The 24172-nt window shown below is 35.6% G+C and carries 11 protein-coding genes; 1 reads left to right on the top strand and 10 read right to left on the bottom strand.

What is annotated here, in order from left to right:
• Positions 1–36: 36 nt before the first annotated feature.
• From C1H87_RS14090 to C1H87_RS14080, 3 genes are all read right to left on the bottom strand, one after another.
• On the bottom strand, positions 37–1644 hold the full coding sequence (locus tag C1H87_RS14090; protein WP_102756425.1) for a phospholipase D-like domain-containing protein: 1608 nt from the start codon (positions 1642–1644) through the stop codon (positions 37–39).
• Positions 1645–1967: 323 nt separating this feature from the next.
• A complete protein-coding gene (locus C1H87_RS14085; RefSeq protein WP_102756424.1) occupies positions 1968–3401 on the bottom strand; it encodes a DUF5689 domain-containing protein in 1434 nt (477 codons plus the stop codon).
• A gap of 153 nt (positions 3402–3554) precedes the next feature.
• Positions 3555–6368, bottom strand: coding sequence for a TonB-dependent receptor (locus C1H87_RS14080; RefSeq protein ID WP_102756423.1), 2814 nt, complete (start codon positions 6366–6368; stop codon positions 3555–3557).
• 136 nt (positions 6369–6504) lie between these two features.
• Between C1H87_RS14080 and C1H87_RS14075 the strand changes: the two genes are divergently transcribed.
• Positions 6505–7554: an endonuclease/exonuclease/phosphatase family protein gene (locus C1H87_RS14075; RefSeq protein ID WP_102756422.1), complete on the top strand. Its 1050-nt coding sequence runs from the start codon at positions 6505–6507 to the stop codon at positions 7552–7554.
• A 436-nt stretch (positions 7555–7990) separates the two neighbouring features.
• Here C1H87_RS14075 and C1H87_RS14070 read toward each other — a convergent pair whose 3' ends face one another.
• The 7 genes from C1H87_RS14070 to C1H87_RS14040 form a co-directional block, all read right to left on the bottom strand.
• Positions 7991–8428 (bottom strand): hypothetical protein, encoded by a 438-nt coding sequence (locus C1H87_RS14070; protein ID WP_102756421.1) that lies wholly within the window; start codon positions 8426–8428, stop codon positions 7991–7993.
• A gap of 118 nt (positions 8429–8546) precedes the next feature.
• Entirely contained in the window at positions 8547–11234 is a 2688-nt protein-coding gene (locus C1H87_RS14065) for a TonB-dependent receptor (protein WP_102756420.1), read from the bottom strand.
• Between the two features lie 381 nt (positions 11235–11615).
• Positions 11616–13937, bottom strand: coding sequence for a beta-glucosidase BglX (gene bglX, locus C1H87_RS14060; RefSeq protein WP_102756419.1), 2322 nt, complete (start codon positions 13935–13937; stop codon positions 11616–11618).
• 127 nt (positions 13938–14064) lie between these two features.
• Positions 14065–15720: a hypothetical protein gene (locus C1H87_RS14055; RefSeq protein WP_102756418.1), complete on the bottom strand. Its 1656-nt coding sequence runs from the start codon at positions 15718–15720 to the stop codon at positions 14065–14067.
• A gap of 205 nt (positions 15721–15925) precedes the next feature.
• Complete coding sequence (locus tag C1H87_RS14050) at positions 15926–19249, bottom strand: VCBS repeat-containing protein (RefSeq protein ID WP_233783144.1); 3324 nt, start codon at positions 19247–19249, stop codon at positions 15926–15928.
• A gap of 148 nt (positions 19250–19397) precedes the next feature.
• Entirely contained in the window at positions 19398–20894 is a 1497-nt protein-coding gene (locus C1H87_RS14045; protein WP_102756417.1) for a RagB/SusD family nutrient uptake outer membrane protein, read from the bottom strand.
• Between the two features lie 10 nt (positions 20895–20904).
• Complete coding sequence (locus C1H87_RS14040; RefSeq protein WP_102756416.1) at positions 20905–23988, bottom strand: SusC/RagA family TonB-linked outer membrane protein; 3084 nt, start codon at positions 23986–23988, stop codon at positions 20905–20907.
• Between the last annotated feature and the right edge of the window lie 184 nt (positions 23989–24172).

Genomic DNA, 24172 nt, shown 5'->3' with positions numbered 1-24172 from the left:
TATAAGGTTTAATATGTGTTTATTTGAAAGCTATTATTAACTGAAGAGTTCTCGCTCTCTATAATGCTGTGTTCCTTTTTTGAAATAGATGTTGGTCCAGGAATTATCTGTTGCTAGATAATCACTGAAATAAACCTCATCTAAACCATTATTGGCTAATTGATCGCGAAATTCATAATGATTAAAAAGACGGACAAATTCTGTGAGATAAACATCCACGACGTTAGTATCGCCACGAACGATAATCATATTCTCATCATTGCTTTGCGTAGATGCTTTGGAAAAGTTAGCCGATCCTGTGATGAGTATTGGATCGTCTGTTAACGGATCTACAAAAAGGTATTTTGTATGTAAATATTTAACATGGTCGTTTAAGCCTGTAAGATGCTCGGCCTCCCAATTTTTTAAACCTTCTTCTTTTATTTCCTGATCATTAAGTATAGCCCCTAAAGCAATTCTATTGTTAGGTGTATCTTTAAAATCGTTGAATGTTTTTCCTTCATGCTCTAATAAAATGTAACGAAGCGATTCGTCTTCTTTACTCATTATATCGGCGAAGTCTTGATTCACTCCAAAAGCTGCTGTAAATCCAATAGATTCTTTTGCATCTTCTATTTGTTTTCCGTACCAATCCAGAACGCTTAAATCTGGTCTTGGGCTAAAAATAGGAGTGATTCCTTTTGGTAAACTTCCGTTAGGAGTTGGTGTATGACTTTCATTTAATGGGCGAATTTCTTTCAAGTCAGGATCTTTGGAAAGTCGTGTCCAATATTCCAAATAAGCTTCTGCTATAGCTTCGTCTCTTACTATATGCCCTACATTGGATTGCCCAAAAATGCCTCCTCTAGTAAAATTGGTAGATCCCATCCATACTTCTTTCGGTTTTCCTTTATGGAGTAGTACGATGTATTTATTATGTTTTATGGATGAGTTCGATTTTCTGGGAATCATTAACTTTTCAACTCCTGGAACATTAGCTATAGCCTTATTTGTACTTTCCCAAGGGCCCGCTTTTGAATGGTCGTATACAATTTTAACATCTGCCCCTCTTTTTGAAGCATCATACAACGCTTGAATAACCGGTACATAATCAAACTCGTAAGCAGCAACACGTAACGAATAATCTTTTCCCTTTGCTTCTGCTATAAATGCGAGCATGGCTTCCTCCAATCCTCTGGAAAGCCAATGATATGCTTCATTATTTGGAACTTTATCGGGGTTTTTATTCTTAAATTTTCTAGCATATGCCTGCCCAACTGTTCCTCTGTTAAAAAAGACACCATGTTTACCCTTATCTGGGTTCTCAGTTGTAATTTCTATTTTAATTTCGCTACCATTTTTTTTGTTTTCGGGAGTTCGGTAAACAGGTGTTGCTGTATACTCATAGTTGGTATTGGGTTCTGCGGTATAATCGCCCCAAAGAAAAGCTTGAATTAATTCGGTGTCGCTTTTACTCGCATTTTCTTTAAATTGTTTAAAACCTTTAAGGGGTTTTACTTCTCCAGTTGCGGTGTTTTTGCGTACAAACGTAAAGCCCAACAACTCTTTTCTTGCCGTTTCGTTTACATCTAAACATAGTAGTACAACATGGGTTCCAGCTATTACATGCAATGAAACTCCATTTACTTCATTCTTTAATCTCATAAGTTTAATTATTAATTATATACAAGCTTTATAAAGCCTTAAAATGATTAATACTCGCTGCTATAATAGTTGTTAGAATATAAGTTAAATCTTATAATTAGAGAGAAGTTTCTGCATCTAATTTAGAGTAAATATTTACAAATACAAAAAATCATTCTATTTTTTTATCAACATGCACATAGTAATCAAGCGATTACAACGCAAAGCATTGACTGCAGTTAAATGACTAAGTAAAGCTTGATTGAAAACGCGACATCCTACAACAAAAGAGCCCCATTCAAAACTTGACTAATATTTGGGTTTGGGATCGTTTCTAGGTATTCTTAAGGAAGAGAACAATCAATGCTAACCTCGTCCAACTCGTAGACTCCATCAAAGGTTTCATGACCACTACCTGTATATTTAAAAGCAATATGTACTGTACCTGTAATACAGGATAAATCCACGCTTCCCGAATTAAACCAAGGCACAAAAGAGTCGGTATCTTTTACTACATAAGCCGCAGATAGTACACTCCAGGTTGCAGAAGTTATATTGGTTTCTGTACCATCCCAATCTAAAGCATACAACACTTCTAGGTAACTACTGTCTGCTAAACTGTTAGAGGTTTTAAAGCGTAAGGTTTCGCCTTCTTGTGTATCCAGATTAATGGCAGGTGTTATTAGCCATCCTATATTACTGTTATCGCCTGAACTTGCTGATTTAAACCTGGCCGATCTTCCTAAGGATGCATTGGTTGATTTTGTAGAATAGGCTTCCCATCCTTTGTTACCAGCTTCTATGTAATTAGTCCAGCCATTTCCGGTTATTAACTTATTGTTTTTTTGTGATTCGAAATCTTCGTAAAACAAATTTCCACTTCCAAGTGTTGGAGCTAATCCGCAATCTAATTCCAGAGGATCGCAACGCTCGTCCTGATTAAAAGTTATATCGGACGAACTATTAAGAATTAGCACATTAAAACGATTCTTATAGTCTCTGCTTAAAATACCTTGTACACTCCCTTTTTGTTGTGGTAGCGGTAGCGATTTAAAACTTGAAAAAGTGCTTGTTTGTAATACAATAGAAGCCCCGGATTCGCAATTTTCTAAAACTCTTAAACCATCAAAATCGTCTGTAGATTCACCTGCATAGGAAAGCCCTAAATTAAACCTATTTATTTGCAAGTTATCTAATTGAATCAATGTACTTTCATCAGTTTCAGTTAAATGAATTAATGAATTAATCTTAGGAGTAATTACAGCAACCTCCGGGGTTCTTATTATAATATTTCGGTATTCAAATTCTTGTATTTGTTCTATTTTAGGGTCTTCGCCTCTGCCTATGGCTAAAACACCTCGAGACTCGCCAATGGTTAAGCCTTTTAGCTTAACATATACTTTTCTTCCAAACTCGTAGGTATCGGAAAGGTTTCCAACATTCACCTTTAATTTAAGCCCTAATCTTGGATCGTGATCTGGATTACTATCGTCTGTTTTATTTTGAATTATGAGTTCTTCAAAAAAATTCCCTGCCTGATCACTTGATATCACATAGCCTTCTATATATAAATCTTCTTCTATAACTGCAACGAAGTGCCCATTGTTTAATGCCTGCTTATACCGCTCATAAACGGCTTTAAAGGTTATTAACTGATTTTCAGGAATGACTATATCCCCGGTTCCATCTGGGTTTGGAATGCTATATTCATCATCATTTACACAAGAGAAACCCATAGTAATCATACTTAAGATTAAAAGCTTATTTATTTGATTCATTAGTCTTGATTAAAGCTTAATAATGTTTTACAAAACTTAACACAAGTTCTGAATGTCTGGTCGAGCGCAGTCGAGACCTTCTTTTTTTACAACTCGCAATAAAAAACCTCTCGACTGCGCTCGAGGATACAATATTTTAATTTTTGTCATGAACTAAAATTTAACATACATGTTTAAAAAATAGGTCGCGCCTCTTCCGTACCAATATTTAGATCCAAAAACAGGTTTGCTTAAAGCTTTATCGTCTCTTAATTGTCTGTAGTTTGCATTCCTGCCTTGTTCAAAACCACCTGTTTTAAAAACTTCATTTAAAACATTATTAATACTTGCAAAAAAACCAAGGTAGTATTGCTGGATACGCCATGATTTGCCTCCTACAAGGTTTACAACCATATAGTCCTTGAAAGTTTCTTGGCGTAGTAATACTTTGGCTATAGTTACATCATAATCTATAAATGGCAGCCCGTCATCATCTTTAAAAAAATTATCGGTTCTAGTTAATGGACTAATGTCTGCATAGGTTTTGCTAAAAAGATTTGCAGTGGCTCCAAACCACCAATACCCAGGGTCGCGATACTCGAACCCTAACGAGTAAGCCTGATGTGGTCCTACAGATAGTTTATAATATTTAAGTTTTGAAGTTCCTAAATAGAGGTTTTCGAACCTATCTGAAGACAGATATAAATCCGGATTATTGGCATAGGTATATTGCCCCACGGAGGCTGCTCCCTTTAACTTTATAGTTGGGGTTACTTGTGCTTCTATTCCAAACTCTACACCTATATGGTTTTTATTTATGCCTTGAAGTATTTCTTGAATAAACTCGTTATCGTCGTTACCGGATTGTTGTGTTCCGGATTCGGCAATCACATGCCCAATGCCATCTGCAAAGAAAAATGAGATTTCATTGGCGTTTTCAAGCTTTGTATAAAAACCCGTGACTTTTGCTTTTATTAGAGAGGATCTGAAAATATAATTCGCATCTAAGGTTATTATCTTTTCTTCGGAAATATTAGGTACTGTATTATGATTGGCTCTGGAATTCGTATAACTATTACGAATAGAAGGTGGTCTTGTTATGTAACCTCCATTTACATCCAATACATGCTTGCCTGTAATCTTATATGTGGCACCAGCTTTTAACCCTAAGCCCGTAAAAGATAATTTATCACCTTTCCCTAACGAGTCATCTTGAAACGTTTCATGCTGAAACAACCCTTCTCTTTGGTATCGCGTATTGATTAAACTACCTGACACAAAAAAATCTATTCTGTTGTATGTAAATTGTGCCTGCGCATAAGCGGACATGGTATTGGCTAACATATTATAATGGTAACCGTAAACATCTCCTTTACCCAAAACCTTATTTGGTGTTTTTAAATCGTACTGCACACCATCAAAACTATCTACGTTTAAAAACCCACTGCCACCGAGAAGATCCAGAACTTGGGCGTAGTTTTCAGATTTTAGCTTTTTGTAGTTTATCGCTGCATTAAATAAAACATGGTCATTTAACTCTTTGCTTAAAATGGCATTAATAGTCAATTGATTATCGTCTACCCTGTCTTCGTATAACATGTACGTAGCCTGTCGCCCTTGGGCGGCACTGATCATATTGGCATCGTACATCTGTTGCCAATCAATTTGTCCGCTGTTTAAAAATGCTTGCTGTGCACCATAAGCAAATTCTAAATCGCTCGGAAAGTTTCTTTCAAAATAGCTTGGAAGCTTTTGATAATAGGTTGGACTGGGATTACTTCCTCCACGCTCAAAAACTACCGTTCCATCTGTATTTTCAATACGATTTGCACCACCATATGCTAAACGACTGTTCCCTAACTTTCCAAATTGGTAACCAATATTAGTGTTTAGTTTTGTTTTGTTATTTATATTCCAATAATGACTTAGTATAACTATAGGCTCTTCAACCTCCTTAATGCGTGAGTTACGTTTTCCCCCGGCTTGCCATCCCCAATACTCATTATACCTTATTCCCTTTAAATTATAAACTTCCTGAGTATTTGGAGACGACTTTCCTCTTCTGTTTGGTGCATAAATCCCTGTAATATTTAAACTGTGCCTGTCGTTAATGGCTTTTTCTACGGAAGTAAAAAAAGAGTTCGAACTGTATAGTGTAGCATCTTGATAGCCTTCATTCCCCCAGCGTCTACCTAAAGACAGGGAATATGACCATTTATTTTTTAAACTACCCGATGCATAGGTAGCCATAAATCTGTTGGAATAACTTCTATTAGAAGACGAATAGGTTACACGACCTCCTGATCGCATTTGTGAAGCTCTTGTATTAATATTAGTGGTTCCCAGAACCCCTCCGAAAGTATAGTTTGATGGTGTTAACCCTGAGGTGAGTTCTTGGTTTCGAGTAACGTCGTTTAATCCACCCCAATTGCTCCATTGTGGACGCCCGTTATAGGCTTTATTCATTTCGATACCATTGATTAGAACAGAACCGTGACCCGAATCTAAACCTCTTAATTTAAAAAACGAAGAACTGAATTCGAATGCTGCGGTACGTTGAAATACATCTAATGAGGCTGATAATAATCCGGTGATATTATCTGATCCAATGGTTTCGTCATCAAGTTCATCATCAGACAGTGTTATAATAAATTGGTCTTGAAGCTCAGATAGATCAAATTCCAAAGTTATATCGGTAATATTAACGGTTTGGTTTTCATAAACGACTATTGGATATCTTTTTATTTTATAGCCTTCTTTTGAAATTCTTAAAACCTGTTCTCCTAATGGAATATTTGAAGAAAAAATGAATTCTCCTAAAGCATTGGTCCTTGTGGTTTGGTCAGTTTCTTCAATGGTAATGGTTACGTCTTGAATTGGTTCAAAAGCGTGTCCATCTTTTACACTTCCTTTTATTAAGGTCTGTTGTGCGTATAATAAAGAATTATAAGGAGGAGTCAATAAAAAAGTAAGTAAAAATAGTTTCATTTATTCAATTAGAGGGATTACTTTTTGTATTACATTACTTACTTTATAAATAATAATTAAAGATATTTCTTACTTTTTATTGGGCGCAAATATATATTTTTGATTTCTTTTTTACAATACCTTATCAAAAAAATATATGAAAAAACTTACATATGTAATTCTTTTCTTTATATCGTTTGGGATGATTCATGTTTATTCACAGGAAAGAGAATTCAAAATTCATACTATAGCTTTCTACAATTTGGAAAATTTATTCGATACCATTAACAACCCGAATAAACTTGATGAGTACAGTCCCATGATGGAATTGAGAACAAATCGTACTAAAGCGTACAAAAAGAAAATTCGAAATATGGCTCGTGTTATTGCTGATATTGGTTATGAAGTCACGCATAATATGCCTGCTATTATTGGGGTATCTGAAATTGAAAATCGAGAAGTGCTGGAAGACCTTGTTAACGATTCTTTGTTAGTGGATAAGGATTATGGTATCGTTCATTTTGATTCTCCAGATATGCGGGGTATTGATGTTGGTCTGCTATATCAGAAAAGGTTATTTGCTCCATTGTATCGCAGCAAACATGAGCTTAAAATTTACAATGATGTGAATAAAAAACGAATATACACCAGAGACCAGTTATTGGTGAGCGGTGATTTAGATGGTGAAATGATTCATATCATTATTAACCATTGGCCATCGCGACGCGGTGGTGAAGCCAGAAGTAGGTCCAAACGTAAGGCAGCTGCTAAATTGAGTAAGTCTTTGGTAGATTCGCTTCAGGTCATAAATCCTTACGCGAAGATTTTTATTATGGGTGATTTAAATGACGATCCTACGAACTCTAGTGTTAAAACTGTTTTAAAGGCTAAAAAAGACAAGAATAAAGTGGGCTTAAAAGGCCTTTATAACCCTTTTGAACGTTTTTATAAAAACGGACTAGGTACTACGGCTTATCGGGATAGCTGGAGTCTGTTTGATCAAATTATCGTTACCAAGCCGTTACTTGAAAAAGATTATGCTTCTTTTAGGTTTTATAAAGCTGGTATTTTTAATAAAAACTACTTAATAACCAAAATAGGAAAATACAAAGGGTATCCCTTTAGAAGTTGGTCTAATAAGGAGTTTAGCAATGGTTTTAGCGATCACTTTCCTGTTTATGTGTATGTTATTAGGGAAGTGAAATGATTTATATTATTCCTTCATGCGGCAACTACCGTGTAACCGTATCTCTTTGATCAAGCCACGAATTACACAAATTTACACGAATTTAACCTCAATATAATGGATGACCATCTATACTATTCATAATCACGAATCAGACTTTCAGTCTGTCTTTACAATCCAAGCCCTAATTTAATTCTATTGTATTTTTCTACTTTAATTTATTAATAAGTAAATACATGTTACCTATTTGTAAACAACTTAAGATTTAGAACCATTTGTGATAATTCGTGAAATTAGTGTCTGCTTTTGTAGAATTATTATTTAATATGCAACCATATTTGTGGGTACACTATAACTGCGACAGGCAGGCTCGCTAGCTTCAACTTTAGTTTATCTTAAGCATAGCCGAAAGGCTCAGCACAAGTCGCTCTGAATGACAAAAAACGATAGTTTTATTTTACCCCATCCAAGAACTCCAAGGAATTCGCGATAAAAACAATATTAAAGCAATGGAATAAAAAATTGCAATTGTTTTTAATTTCGCTTTAGATGTTAGTTTCTTTTTATGTTTTGAATAACCAATGGTTATTAAAGCTATAGCTATAATGTTTACAAAAGGGTGTTCTACAAGATATAATCTTGCTAAAGAATTACTCATGACTTCACCTCCTAATTCACTCCATAGTTCAAACCTTGGAGACACGAAATAGAGTATTAATCCTATTAATAATTGTATGTGTGATACTATTAAAGTAAATAGTGATTTTCTAAAATCGTTGGCTTCGTATTCTTTATCTCCAAATGATTTTATCAAAGCGTTTACAGTTGCTATGATCAATACTAAAAGGACTAGATATGCCCAATAAGAATGTAATGTTAATATAATCTCGTACATGGTAGTTTATTAATAAAGATTCACGCAAATGTAGTGATTATATGCATAAAAAAGGAGGCTGTCTCAAAAGTAAGCGCAACGACTTTTGAGACAGCCCCTAAAAATTAAGGATTATATTTTAGAACTTATATCGCATACTAAAGTTCCAGGTTCTACCTAAACCAAAGTACCCTCTGTTAGCTACATTTATGCCTTTAAATGTTTCGTCTCCAGGGTTAGCGACTTCATTAGTAGACAATTCTGAAAGATAAACTTCATAGAAAAGGTTATTTACGTTAGCTCTAAAGCTCAATGATTTATCTTTATGCTTTCCTAATAACATTTTATAAGAAAGCCCCATATCTACTATATCGTAAGATGGTAGTTTTAAGTTTTCTTTTGTTCCTCCAACATTAGCATATAAGTTGTCGTACATTCTCCAGTCTGCATCTACAGAAAATCTTTCGAAAATCTGATAATCAAACCCTAAACCTACAGTAAATTGTGCAGCATCCCCAACTTTACCTCCGTCTATATCTTCTGTTTCTGTACTGATTATATTTTGATCTTCATCAGAAACTGTTGTAAATGTTTCACCATCATAAACCCAATCGCCAACAGATACAAATCCGTTTAATTTTAATTGCGGTATTGGTTTAGCTATAAAATCTACTTCTACACCAGTATGAATTTGATCTAAACCTTCTTGTTGTGTGTATGTAACTACATCGTTTACAATATCAGACGCTGTACCAACCCTATCGGTCCATGCGGTTCTATATAAGTTAACATTTGCTGAGAAATTTGGGCTTTTAAAGCTATACCCCGCTTCTAAACCAAAAATAGTTTCGTTTTGTGTTAACGGATTTACTTGATTTGTAAAGTTTAAGTATATGGTGTCGTGGAATGGTTGACGTGAATAATAACCTGAATTAAAAAATACGTTATGTTGATCGTTGATTATATAATTTACCCCGGCTTTTACATTAAATCCGAAATTATCAACTTTTTCTGAATCTACACCATCTGTTATTCCCGAAGGTAATGGAGTTCCTGTCCATTGAGGTGATGTTCCATTTAAAAGTGATTGGTCTGCATATTGGTAGTGATCGAATCTTTGGTGGTATTGGTTTGAAGCAGCGCCTTGAAAAAATGCAGAAAACTTCTTTCCTGTATATTCCAACTGACCAAAAACACCTCCATAAGAAATACGCTCATCGTTACTGTATGCGATTTTGTCTTCTTCTTTAAAATCGTGGAATAATACTGCCCATGGATTAGCGGATAAATCTTCTGATGTAATTACATTTTTATATGTTCCAAAAGACCCGTAGGTTTGATGCTTATTGTTTTGGTCTCTTAAACGAATATTTTCTTGCCATGATGTAAGACCATGAAAGTTTTCTACAATTCTAAAGTGCTCACCATAGTATGTTCTTAAATCTACCCCAAGGTTTAATGATATGTTTTCTCCTAAATGCATTTCTAAATTAGAAACCATACCATACCAGCTATGTAAGTTCATTGAAGATCGTGTTACATAACCTCCTCCAGCAGCAAAATAACCTCCTTCTCCGTTTGGCACGCTGTTATTGAATGCATGAATAGCGTCATAATCTATTCGTCCTTCGGCTGTTCTTATACGGTTCCCTCTGTTTCCGGTTGCACCTCCACGTCCCCAAGATGCATATAATACTGTAGATAAGCTTGTATTATCACTAATATTGAAATCCCAATTTAAATTGGCTACTGGTTTATGATAGAAGTTTCTTCTCTCGGTCATGTATTGACCACCTAGTGTACCCCAGTTATTATTGTATCTTCTTCCGTACTCTAAATAATCTGAAATACTTTTTGTAAAATTCTGATCGTGGTACTGAGGCGCTCCTGTTAATAAGAAATTGAAATTATGCCTGTCGTTTGGCGTATAGCCCACAGATAAAAAATAAGTTTCGCCTGCACCAAAATTACCTTCATTATATCCATCGCCTTGCCAATGCGACAACATAAAACTAGCACCCCATCCTTTTTCAGATCTCCCCGTGCTATATTGAACTGTATTTTTAATGTAATTATTATTTGCAATACCTGCATATAGATATCCGCCTTCTTGCTTATCGGTAGTTTTGGTAACAAAGTTAACGGTACCACCTACAGAAGAAATTGCTAATTTAGACGCCCCTAAACCACGCTGAATTTGAACTACACTTGCAATATCATTCACACCAGACCAGTTCGACCAATACATTTTCCCATCTTCCATACCATTAATTGGTTGTCCATTTAATAAGTATCCTACATTGGTTTGATCGAAACCACGAACATTTATTCTGGAATCACCAAATCCGCCTGCTTGTCCTGCCACATAAATAGATGGCGTATTTACAAGTGTCATTGTAATATCTTGAGTCCCTATTTTATTTTGAATTTGAGAGGCTTTAATAGTAGATACTGCTACTGGGGTATTTCTGTCGTCTGCTAAATCGATAACTCCAGTTCCTACAATTACTATTTCTTCAAGTGAATTATCTGGTGTTAATTGAATAGTTCCTAAATCTGTATTACCATTAAACGATACAGTTGTAGAAGCATAGCCTATATACGAAATAACAACTTCTCCAGACGACGCTTTAATTTCTAATGTAAAGTTACCATTGTAGTCTGAAGAAACACCATTAGTTGTTCCTTTTTCAACAACATTCGCACCTGGTAGTGGTGTTTTAAGTTCGGCATCTATAATAGTACCTGTAACCGTACTTTGAGCCATTATAACCGTAGTAGATAAAAAGACCACAGCTGTTAATAAAAGTTGAGTTATTCTCTTCATAATTATTTGATAGATTAATTGAATTAGTCTTGCAAATTAATTGAAGATCTTATTGCTTTTTATTAACTGATTTTTACCAAATATTTACCAAATACGTGTTTTTAAAATTTGAAATTACGGCATGTAAAAAGAGGAATATTAGCATAAAAGCCTACATGAAAAGCAATTGCGAAACACAAGAAGAATAGACGCTTACTAATTTATTACGCTTTTGTTAAGTTATAATAAAATTAATGTGATTTACTATTTCTAGAAAATGCATTTATCGAAAATTTGAACATTAAAAAAATTGAGACTGCCTCAAAAGTCATGGTAATTACTTTTGAAACAGCCTCTCCTAATTCAAATCTAATAAAATAGTCTTAGTTAATGCTTAATAAATTATCGAGGTAAGTTATTTGCTACCTTAAAACTTTTGCTCAAATCGGCATAAGAACTCCCTCCTACAAAAACTTTAAAATCGCCAGGCTCTACGATAAAATTCCCATTATTATCATAAAAGCCTAATAGATTTTTATTTAAGGTGAAATTTACTGTTTTTGTTTCGCCAGCTTCAAGTTCTACTAATTCAAATCCTTTTAATTCCCTAACTGGTCGCGTTACACTTGCTACTAAATCTCGTATATATAGCTGTACAACTTCCTTTCCTTTTAAATCGCCCGTATTGGTAATATCTACCGAAACATGAACGTCTTCGTTTATTTGAAACGATTGCTTATTTAAATTGAGGTTCTTATATTCAAAACTCGTGTAGCTTAGTCCATATCCAAAAGGGTATAGGGGCGTATTTTCAACATCGCTGTAATGTGTCCAAAATACAAAGTCTGGAGTACCTGATTCGTTTTCTGGTCTTCCAGTATTTTTATGATTGTAGTAAATAGGTATTTGCCCTATATTTCGCGGGAACGTCATAGGCAACTTTCCACTGGGGTTATAATCGCCATATAATACTTGCGCAACGGCATGTCCGGTTTGAGATCCTAATTGCCATGCTTCTACTATAGCTGGAATATTTTCGCTAGCCCAATTAATTGTTAATGGTCTTCCATTATTTAAAACTAATACGATCTGCTTGTTTACTTTATGTATCGCTTCTAATAACTCTTGCTGCACACCAGGTAATCCTATATCGGTTCTACTTCTGGCTTCTCCGCTTTGAAAACCATGTTCGCCTAAAACCATAACAACAACGTCTGCTTTTTTAGCAGCTTTGATCGCTTCTTTAAATCCGCTTTTATCCTTGGTATTTATTTTAACTTCGTTTATAAAACTGGTACTACCAACAGAAACATCAGCTCCTTTTTTGTAAATTAAATTATTACCTGTGTATTGCTGCATGCCTTCTAATACAGACACTGCTGTACTATCTTTAGAGGCTATTCTCCAACTTCCCAGAGGACTATTTTTCTCCTCGGCTAATGCCCCGATTAAAGCTATGGTTTGACCCTCCTTTTTTAGAGGTAGGATTTGATTTTCATTCTTTAAAAGCACAATAGATTTTTTTGCCACATCTAAAACAGCTTCGTGATTTGCTTGACTATTTATGACTTCTTTTTCACGTGTTTCATCACAATATCTATACGGATCGTCAAATAAACCCAGTTCATATTTTACGGTTAAAATTCTTTGCACGGCATCGTCAATAATTTTTTCATCAACATGACCTTCATTAACCAGGTTTTCTAATTCTGAAACATATATGTGCGACTCCATATCTAAATCTGATCCTGCCAATACTGCTAATTTAGCAGCATCTTTATTGTTTTTTGCATACCCCCAAACTACAAGCTCTTTTATTGATGCCCAATCTGAAACTACAAAACCTTCAAACCCCCATTTTCCTTTTAAAATATCTCTTTGCAAATAGGCATTTCCAGTTGCAGGAACACCGTTAAGATCGTTAAACGAATTCATTATGGTTTTAACATCGCTATCTACCGCAGCCTTAAACGGTGGTAATACGATATTGTGTAATGTAGAAGTTCCTATATCTACAGTATTGTATTCTTTTCCCGCTTCAGAGAATCCATACCCTGCAAAATGCTTAGCACATGCAGCAATTGTATTACTGGCAGATAAATCGGTGCCTTGAAACCCTTCAACTCTGGCTTTTGCAATTTTACTTCCCAAAAAAGGATCTTCTCCGGCACCTTCCATAACACGACCCCATCGTGGGTCTCTTGAAATATCTACCATAGGAGCAAATGTCCAATTTATCCCAGAGGCCGATGCTTCTGTTGCTGCAACTTGAGCCGATTTTTTAATAGCTTCTAAATCCCAACTTGCAGCTTCTGCTAATGGTATAGGACTTAATGTTTTATAACCATGTACAACATCAAAACCAATTATTAAAGGAATTCCTAGCCTGGATTCTTCAACTACAATTTTTTGAACTGCTCTAACTTCTTTTACACCTCTTACAGTGAGCATAGAGCCTACAAGCCCATTTTTAAGATCGTTATATTTTTTTTCGGCATCGCCTCCTCTAGTGGGTGCTGGCCCGGTAACATCCCAAAAGCCATTATATTGATTCATCTGACCGATTTTCTCCTTTAATGTCATTATTTTTAAAAGAGAATCGACCTTTATTCTTATAATATCTGTCTGTAAAGAAACGTTGGTTTCGTTGCTTAAGGTATTCGTGCAATTCATAAGTGTAAATACTACTATTACGTATGGTATTAATCTAAACCGTATGTTCATATAATTGTTTTTTGATACTTCTAATTGTCTTTTGAAAGAAGTTTAAATAAATTGAAAAATGTGCTCGTGTATATTTTTGATCGGTTAGTGTGGTTGTAATTTATTATCTAAGATACGATACAGCTGGTTATTGCTGTATCATATCATCCATGTAAAACGTTCCAGACGTTGTTCCAGGTCCATCAATAAACATGGCTATTTTAGCGTATTGTCCTTCTGGAACAAAAGGTTCCCCAAAGCCCTGATTGCCATCTATGTAACTTTTAACACCGTTTACAGCATAGTTAAATTCCAAGTTTTCCCAACCTGTACCTCCATGCTGTACTATAACTTCTACTTGACGTTCTCCGTTTACACCGCCCTCAAATTTCAAGAGTACGGGTACTGAAACATCTGAGTAAAATTTCATCGTTATGGTTTTATTACTACCACTAAAATCTATAGCTTCCGGTAGGTCGTAGGCCATGCCTTCAAAAGCAGCTCCGCTATTTGTAAACTTAGCGACCATAGATGCCTGAGTATTTACCCCTGAGAGAAACGGGTTTGTAACTACCTCAAACGCGGTGCCTCCAAAGGCATTAAAGTTATAGTTTATATTGGAGTCGTCGAAAGTAAGGGATAAACCATTTCCGTTTCCACCATTATTACTTGGGTCTGATTGAACCATATCATCCATGTAAAACGTTCCAGATGTCGTTCCTGGTCCGTCAATGAACATAGCTATTTTAGCGTATTGCCCTTCTGGAACAAAAGGTTCACCGAAGCCTTGATTACCATCTATATAACTTTTAACACCATTTACGGCATAGTTAAAAACCAGATTTTCCCAACCTGTACCTCCATGCTGTACTATAACTTCTACTTGTCGCTCCCCGTTTACACCGCCTTCAAATTTCAAGAGTACAGGTACTGATACATCCGAGTAAAATTTCATCGTTATGGTTTTATTGCTACCGCTAAAATCTATAATTGTAGGAAGATCGTAGGTCATACCCTCAAAAGCAGCCCCGCTATTCGTGAACTTAGCAACCATGGATGCTTGGGTATTTGTTCCAGATAGGAAAGGGTTGGTTACTACTTCGTACGCTGCACCTCCAAAAGCATTAAAGTTGTAATCTATATTAGAATCATCGAAAGTAACGGATAAAGGTTCAGCAGTAACTGGTCCTTCTAAAGCTATGTTTTGGGAAACCTCTGCTGTTCGCGTGCCGTCTCCTTTTGCTACAACTCGTATGGTATAAGTACCTCCTGCATTGTAGGTATATGTTGTTGTTTCACCTTCTTTTAGAGTTACGGGTGTTTCGTTATTCATCTCTCCAAAGAAAACATCAAACTCATTAGCATCTGTGGCCGTTGGTGCTACTGTTACTTCTAACGGATTGGTTTCTGATATTGTAATCCCCGCTTCTAAATTTAGAACTGCTGTTCGCGAAACCGAAATATCTTTTGTGATTTCTGTTGTTTTATCATTTGGTGCAACAGCTATAATTTTAATGGTATAATCTCCTTCACCGTACACCTTCGTTATTGTTTGATTACGACCTACTATTTGTGGTGAATCTGTATTTGGATCTCCAAAGAACACCTTAAAAGAGGATGCTCCAACAGCGCTTGGTGCTATGGTTACTACTCCCGAATTATCATTGGATACATTTACTGCAGCGTTTACTTCAGACGGTGGATCACTGGCATAAAGTGTGTATGCAAAATCGTCATCATCTTGGCAAGAACTTATAGTTAAGATCACTATAAAAAAGGTTAATAATTCTAGAATTTTTTTCATCGTTACGTAATTTTGGTTTTATGAAATTTAGTTTAAGTTTTAAGCTAAAAATCTAATCTAATAAATTATGTATACTATTATTAGCGCATACAACAACTATGCTATGAAATGCTTGATTTGTTTTATAAAAAATTATTGCTACAGGCTGTAAGCGTGTATTTAAAGCATTGTGGTATACTTGCTAACCTTTGTGGTTTTTGGAAAGTTATTGGTTTTTGACTTTAATAAACTGAAGGAACCCATTGTTTTTTGCAGAGATGATATAGTCTTGTTTCCCAATTTTTATATGAGACATATCTTTTACATCTCCACTTGTAAAAAACCCACTAAATGTGGCATTTAGGCTTGAAAAATGTCCTTTACCATTACCTTTAAGATAGATACCGGTTCCTGCATCTGCTCTAGGCGTTTCTACTTCTGATGCATATAAATTACCTGCGGCTACGGCATCAAGGTTACCATCTTTATCAAAATCTTTTATCAAAATCTGATTTAAAGGGCTCATCTGGGCTTCATTAGGTAAAACATGTTTTATGAATTTACCTTTTTGATTTTCCAGATATAGACTTGCAAACGATTTTACCTGATAATGCAGACCTTCATTTAATTTTTCCTCGGTATATATATCTGTTAACGTCGCTGTAGAGAATTGCTCGTAATTCTCAAACTTCTTTTTTATTACGGGCATTTGTTGTGAGGAACATTCTCTACCCCGTACAGGGTACTTTTTGCCTTCGTTATAATAACTAAGGACTATATCGTTACGATTATTTTCATCGAAATCGTTAAGATAAATATCAAAGGTTTCTTTTTCGTTGGCTTTGTATTTGTAATTCAGTCCAAGGTTGCCGCATAGCAGATCCAGATCACCATCACCATCCATGTCGCCTTCAGATAAGCTAAACCACCAACCAACTGTATCTTCTAGTCCCAATTGTTTGGTTACTTCTTCAAAGGTTCCTTTATTGTTTTTAAAGACTTTTATTGGCATCCATTCTCCAGACACGAAAAGATCTGTCCAACCATCTGCATCATAATCCACCCAAGCAGCTGTTGTTACCAATCCTAATTTATTGAAGTTTAATCCTCCTTTTAGCAATGCTTTTCTAAATTTTGGTTGTCCTTTTGTGCTAACATTTTCTAAAAGATAGCTATCTGCTGGGTACGGATAATTGGAAGGGATTAACCTGCCGCATACAAAAAGATCTAAATCACCATCTTTATCATAATCGTTGCTATATACTCTGCTACCACTGGTTAACATTTTTGGCAGGGCAGATTTACTTTTTACAAAAGTGCCCGACCCGTCATTTACATATAGTCTATCTTGCAACATATATGAGTTAGCTCTAAATTCATTACCGCCGCTAACGATGTAAAGATCATTGTCGCCATCGTTATCGGCATCAAAAATTAAAGCGCCCATATCTTCATACGATCTGTCTTCTAATAAGATTTTTGTTTTTTGTTGTTCGAAACTACCATCAGCTTTTTGAAAAAACATCCCTCCCGGGTATTTTGATGCTGCTCCAATATAGAAATCATCCAAACCATCCGAGTTTAAGTCACCAACTGCTAATCCAGGTCCGAATTGCGAGGTTTTGTGCGGTAATAGTAGTTCAAACTTAAAGTCGTCGTAAACGTTTTCCTTGTGTTTATAAATAGCCAATGTATCGATAAAACTATCAAACAATGCCAAATCCGTATTGTGATCTATTTGGACAGAGCTTTCTGTAGCGTTATTATAATCGATTGTTAAAAATTGATTAGGTGCTACATTTTCTATAATTTGTACTTTATGATCTGGCCATGTCACTTTTACGCTTTTCACATTAGAGATTGCTCCAAGTCCGAAATGAAGTTCTGGTGCAACTGATGATTGAAATCCTCTGCTTAAGGTTAATACTTGTGTTTGATTTAATCCTTCTGAAGAAATATCTACTCTTGTTCCTAAGCCAAATTTATTGTTATCGGCACCTGAAAACCTGAATGCTAAATAGTTGTTTTTTTCTGAGCTTTTATTTTCGAATACGGCAACTTCGTCATCTATATTGTTGGTAACAATCTCTAAGTCGCCATCGTTGTCTAAGTCTACATAAATCGCACCATTAGAAAACCCTTCGTATTGTATACCCCAATAGTCGTTAGCTTTTTCAAAAGTGAGATCTGTTTTATTTCTAAATACATAGTTATCTATTTTTTCCGATGGAATTCGTAAACTCTTTACTAGCAGACTGTCCTTATTCTTTTTTTCGCCTTTAAGTGAGGCAAAATAATCTTTGTTGTTAATTTCTCTACGGGTACCATTGGAAATAAAAACGTCTTTCCAACCGTCGTTATCTAAATCGGCAAATAGGGGCGCCCAACTCCAATCTGTAGACGACAATCCTGCTAAACGTGATATATCGCTAAATTTTGGAACATCACAGCCTTGGTTACCTAAACCAAGCTGTAATGTATTTTGCATAAATTGGTATTGAAACCCTACTTTTTCAATGTTGGCAAACATTTCGGGATTCATACTTGCCATATTGGCTTTAGAACGTCGATTGGATGCTGCATCCATATCCATTTGTAAAATATCTAAAAGCCCATCATTGTTAAAATCTGCAATATCAACACCCATTCCGTAAAATGCTGTATGTTGTGTGCTCTCTTTTATTTTATCTGAAAAGGAACCATCTTGATTATTGATGTACATACAATCTGGGCTTCCAAAATCGTTAGACACGTATATATCTGACCACCCATCGTTATTCAAATCTGCTACGGTAACGCTTAATGATAAGCTGTATGTTTTAACGTTAGCTTTTTCTGTAACTTTTGTAAAGGTATTTCCATCATTACGGTACAAATGGTCTGTTTCTACATCGGTTACATGATCCATTCGCATTTTATAATTGTAACTATTATACTGAAATGGTGTTATGGGATAGTTGGCTACAAAAACATCTAAGTCACCATCGTTATCGTAATCGAAAAAAGAAGCATCTACACTATTTCCAATATCGTCAAGTCCATATGCTTTGGCTTTTTCGGTAAAGGTATTATCGCCATTATTAATATATAACTCATTTTGCTTTGGGTTTGATTGCCCTCCTACCAAGCAGTATATATCTAAATAACCATCATTGTTTACATCTGCCATGGTAGTCCCTGTATACCATCTATTGTCTCCGGCAACCATAGCTTTATCTGTAATGTCCTCAAATTTTAAATTTCCTTTATTTAAGTACAGTCTATTCTTAACCATATTACCAGAAAAGAACAAATCTGTGAGGCCATCATTATTAATATCTCCAGCAGATACACCTCCTCCCATATATAAATAGGGATAGGTGAAATAGTTTAGGCTATCGCTTTCTATAAGGTTGTTTGAAAACGTTATGCCGGTTGTACTTGAGTGTAGTTTATTGAATATTACATTGCTACGATTAGCTACTTTCATCTTTTTTGAAGCATGTTCTTCGCATGATATTAGGGAAGAAACTACCAGTAAAATAAAAAAAGTGTAACGTATCGTTTTCATAACTGAAATTTAATAAAATTAATGTTTACGGCTATATAATTTTAGCCTAATTGATATGTGATAATACTAAAAGAAAGAGGGCTAAAATTATTTTTTAGACACCCTCTTTCTTCAAGAAAAACAGCTTTAACTTAGCTTATTATTAAAGCTAGTAACCAGGGTTTTGATCATCTGGTGTTATTTTATCATTTGTGTCAATTTCAATTTGGGGTATGGGCATGAGTCGATGAACATCAGGGTTATAACCTCTAGACTCCCCTGCATTATTAGTTGTTATTTCTTGTGCATCGAGATTCCACCTTATAAGATCATCAAAGCGATGTTGCTCTGCACATAGTTCTATCATACGTTCATGAACTATCGCTTTAAACACACCATCCGAGGTGTCTACAGGGTAACCTGCACTATCCATTTCCGGGGTTCCATAAAGAGGCATTTCAACGCGCTCTCTTATTTGGTTTAAATAACCAATAGCTGCCATATCGTTACCCAATTTATGCTCTGCTTCTGCTTGCATAAGAACAATATCTGCATAACGTAAAAACCGTGCATTGGTACTACCGTTTTGCACAATGGCATTATTATCATAAAGTTGAGAGAATTTGAACCATCGTGTATCGTTTGGCCATACTTGATCGTTTTGTGGTCCAAAGGTATCGCCGTTTTGTATTATTGCCGATTTTAACCTCGGGTCATTATCTTCAAATTCTGCAACCATTTTATTGGATGGCTTTAAATTACCCCAACCTGTATATTCCTGTGCATGGAATGTTACTTCTGAAACGCCTATACCGGTTTGTGACCATAAATCTGATTGTGTTGATTCTCCGGAAAAAGAAACTTCAAACATGGATTCATCGTTAAATTCTCCTGAATCATTAAAATTATCATTGTACTCTTCTAAAGGTAAAAGCGAGTAGTCCTGAATTTTTGCAAAAGTAGCTTTGGCTTCTTCATACATTTCTCTATGCAGATATACTTTTCCTAGCATGCCTAATGCTGCTCCAGATGTGGCTCTTCCTTTTTCTGTTGAATTTTTATCATAAAGCATATTAGATGCTATATTAAAATCGCTAACAATACTTTCGTAAACTTCGTCTGCAGTACTTCTTGGAAGTGGTTCTATCGTTTTTTGTGTTTCCAAAAGTAGTGGCACACCACCGTAGCGTTTTACCAAAAGGTAAAAGTAAACCCCTCTTAAAAAATGAGCTTGGCCTACAGCATCATCAACATCTTCTTCACTAAAATCTGAACCAACTATTTTACTTCTCATAGTATCTTCATTACCAATTACAAAATTACAGGCTCCAATACCATTGTAGCAGTTGTTCCAGTATCTTGTGGTATGTTCTAAGGAAGGTGTAATTGCAAAATTGAAGGGTGTTACAAAATTGGGATCTCCTCCAGATTCACTCTCATCGGAAAATGCATCGGGCAAAACGTAACCAAAACGCTGGTATAAACCTCCATTTTGCAACTGTGCATATGCTGCATTGGCAGCAGATTCTATTTGTGCAAGACTGGAAAAAAAGGTGTCTTGAGATAATTCGTTCTTATTTTCAACAGTAACATCATCGTCACACGATACTACAAATAAGCTAATGGTTATAAGATATATTATACTAAGTTTTATTTTTGTTTTCATGTGCTTTTTTTTAAAATTCTAATTGTAAACCTATCAAAACAGTTTGTGGTTGGGGTGCCGATCCGCGATCTACATTTAAGGCTTCTATTAATCCCGACGATCCGTAAAACGGTGCTATTTCCGGATCTAACCCATCGTATTTAGTGAGTGTAACTAGGTTTTGACCTTGAATATATAGTCTGGCTTTACTTAATAAATCATTAAACGTGTTGTTTAATATTTTATCGGATAAAGAGTATCCAAAAGTGATATTTCTTAACCTCGCATAGGAAGCATCTTGTATATAACGGGTAGAGATAAAATTATTGGGATTATTTCCTTCGAACCTGAATCTTGGGATATCTGTAATATCTCCAGGATTTTGCCAACGTCTCAACACTTCAACACCATGATTGGTCACATTTTCTTGTCCTTGAAGAAACCATATGTTTGCATTAAGCGCATCTACACCTTGTACTCCGGTTATTAGCATGCTTAAATCAAAGCCTTTATATTCTGCTTTTATGCTTGCTGCATAGGTAAAATCGGGATTCGGGTCTCCTATTACCAGTTTATCTGCTTCTGTAATATCGCCGTCTCCGTTTATATCTTTATATCTAACGTCTCCTGGAAGTGGCAGATATACCTGACCGGAATTGGAATCTAAATTGTCTGCCCCCAAATGGTCTATAATAGCCTGTTCGTCTGAATAAACACCTTCAAATTCGTAACCATAAAAGTGGAACAAAGGCTCGCCCGGTGCCAATCTACTCAATCGCTCTGAAAAAGGCGGATTGAATGTGGCTAATCTTATTTGGTCTGTTTTTCCTAATGAGGTCACTTCACTTTTAGAGGTTGATGCATTTGCCCAAACATTCCATTTAAAATCGCCTTCATAATCATTATACCCCAATGTAAACTCTACACCTTTAACTTCGATGTCTCCAACATTTTTAAACAATACAACACCAGATTGCCCATCTCCTGGGACCCCAGTTGAAGGTGCTTGTCCTTCACCAACAATAAGCCCATCACTACCATTAATAAAATAGTCTGTAGATATGGTAACCTTATTGTTCCAAAGTCCAAGATCAAAACCGTAGTTCTGCTTTATGGCCTCTTCCCACGTTAAGCCGAAATTGTTTGCTCCGTTAATGGACACTCCTGTAGCTATTTTACCATCTATTGAGTAATTGAAGTTTGGCGATAATGCACCCTCGAATGCATTCACAGATTGGTTCTGATTAATTTTATTGTTTCCTGTAACACCATAACTGGCTCTAACCTTTAAATTATTTATCGTTTTATTTGTGCTTAGAAAATCTTCTCTTGAAACGACCCAACCTACTGATCCTGCGGGAAACCAACCTACTTGATTACCTGGAGCGAAAATAGAGGACTTGTCTCTACGAATTGACGCTTGAATTAGGTACTTGCCTTTATAGTCGTAGTTAATACGGCCAAGATAGGATACTAACTTTTCTGGAATGGTAAAACTATTGGCTATACCATTGTTAAGCTCTGGAATTTCCGACGACAGCGTTGTGTTTAAATCCCCTTGCATGGTTTCTGTTTTTGTGTTTTGTCTTTCAGATACCAGTGTTAGATTTAAATTATGCTTTCCAAACGATTTGTTATAATTAAGTGTATTTGTTAAAATAGTAGACACCCTATTCGATCTTACTTTCGAAATAACGGTATTGGGTTGGCTAAAACGACCACTTGTACTAAAAGCCCTTGCTATATTATCCTGTAAACTGTAGTTTGCATCTAAACCAAATTGTGTTCTTAGTGTAAGCCCTTTGAGTAATTCAAGTTCTGCATAAAGGCTTCCTATTAAAGTTGTATTTCTGTTTAAGTTATCATCGGTTTCCTGAACTCGAATCTGGTTTCTTGAGTTGTTTACATCGCCTTCTCTTGGACCTGCAAAGGTTCCATCTGGGTTTCTAACAGGAATATAAGGAGATGCCGCTATTACATTATATAAAGGGACACGACCGCCACTTACTTGTGGTGCTATAGTTTCAGTATAACCTAAGGCAAATGTTTCACCTACTTTAAATTTATCGTTTAGTTTTGCTTCGCTATTGGCATTAAAGGTATACCTTTTAAAATTTGTATCAATGTAAATTCCGTCTTGATCAAATGCCGAGAACGAAAAATTATACTTTGCTTTTTTTGTACCTCCATTTGCGCCAAAATCGTAGTTTCTAATTAACGCCGTTCTAAAGAGTTCATCCTGCCAATCGGTATCAACACCATTACCATTAAAAGTAGGATCGTCATTTATTGTTCCTACGGTAGTTCCGCCATTAGTTTGTGCATTAATTTCTTTTATATATTGTATATACTGATCGGTATTTAACAGGTCATATCTTTTATGGGACTGTTGGAAACCTACATAGGAACTAAAGCTAAAGGTTGTCTTTCCTATTTCCCCCTGTTTTGTGGTAATAATAATAACACCATTAGCACCTCTTGAACCATAAATTGCCGAGGCTGCTGCATCTTTTAAAACATCAATCTTAGCAATACTTGATGGGTTTATATTATTTATGCTATTTGTAAATACGCCATCGACTACATATAACGGATCGCCATCTCCAAAGGTTCCTAAACCTCTAATACGAACTGCTGTTCTTGAACCGGGCGATCCTGAGTTTATAACCGTAACTCCGGCAGCTCTACCTTGTAAAGTCTGCCCTATGTCTGCAGCTGGAATTTCGCTAATATCTTCTGCTTTTACAGATGAAACGGAAGTTGTTATTGTCGATTTTTTTTGAGTACCGTAGCCTACTACTACAACTTCCTCTAATGATTGTACATCTTCCTCCAAAACAAAGTTTATAACAGATTTACCATCTACCGGAACTTCTTTGGCTATATAACCTAAATATGCTGCTGTTAGAACAGCTCCTTTAGGTACATCGGAAATAGAATATTTACCATCAAAATCTGTTACGGTTCCAATGGTCGTTCCTTTTATAATAATACTCGCCCCAGGCAAAGGCAACGTTCCATCGCTAACGACACCTGTGATTGTTTGAGATAGAATAGTACTACTACAAATAAAAGTAAAAATGCAGAGTAGCTTCTTCAAAAAAGTCATTTTCATATATTTAGTTTTAGTTTAATATTTAGTATTAGTTGTAAAGTCATTCAATAATTGAACTCGTTTTTACAAAACTACCTTGACCACTAATTTTTAGGATAATACAATTGAAGCAATATTCTGTATTTTTGATGCAACATACTGTTTATACGAGCAATGAGAAGGGTGAATTTTCAAGTTTAATGCG

Origin of the sequence: Flavivirga eckloniae, assembly GCF_002886045.1 — a bacterium.
Classification (GTDB): Bacteria; Bacteroidota; Bacteroidia; order Flavobacteriales; family Flavobacteriaceae; genus Flavivirga; species Flavivirga eckloniae.
Note: the sequence above shows the minus strand (reverse complement) of the source record. Positions and strands in the feature narration are given on the sequence as shown.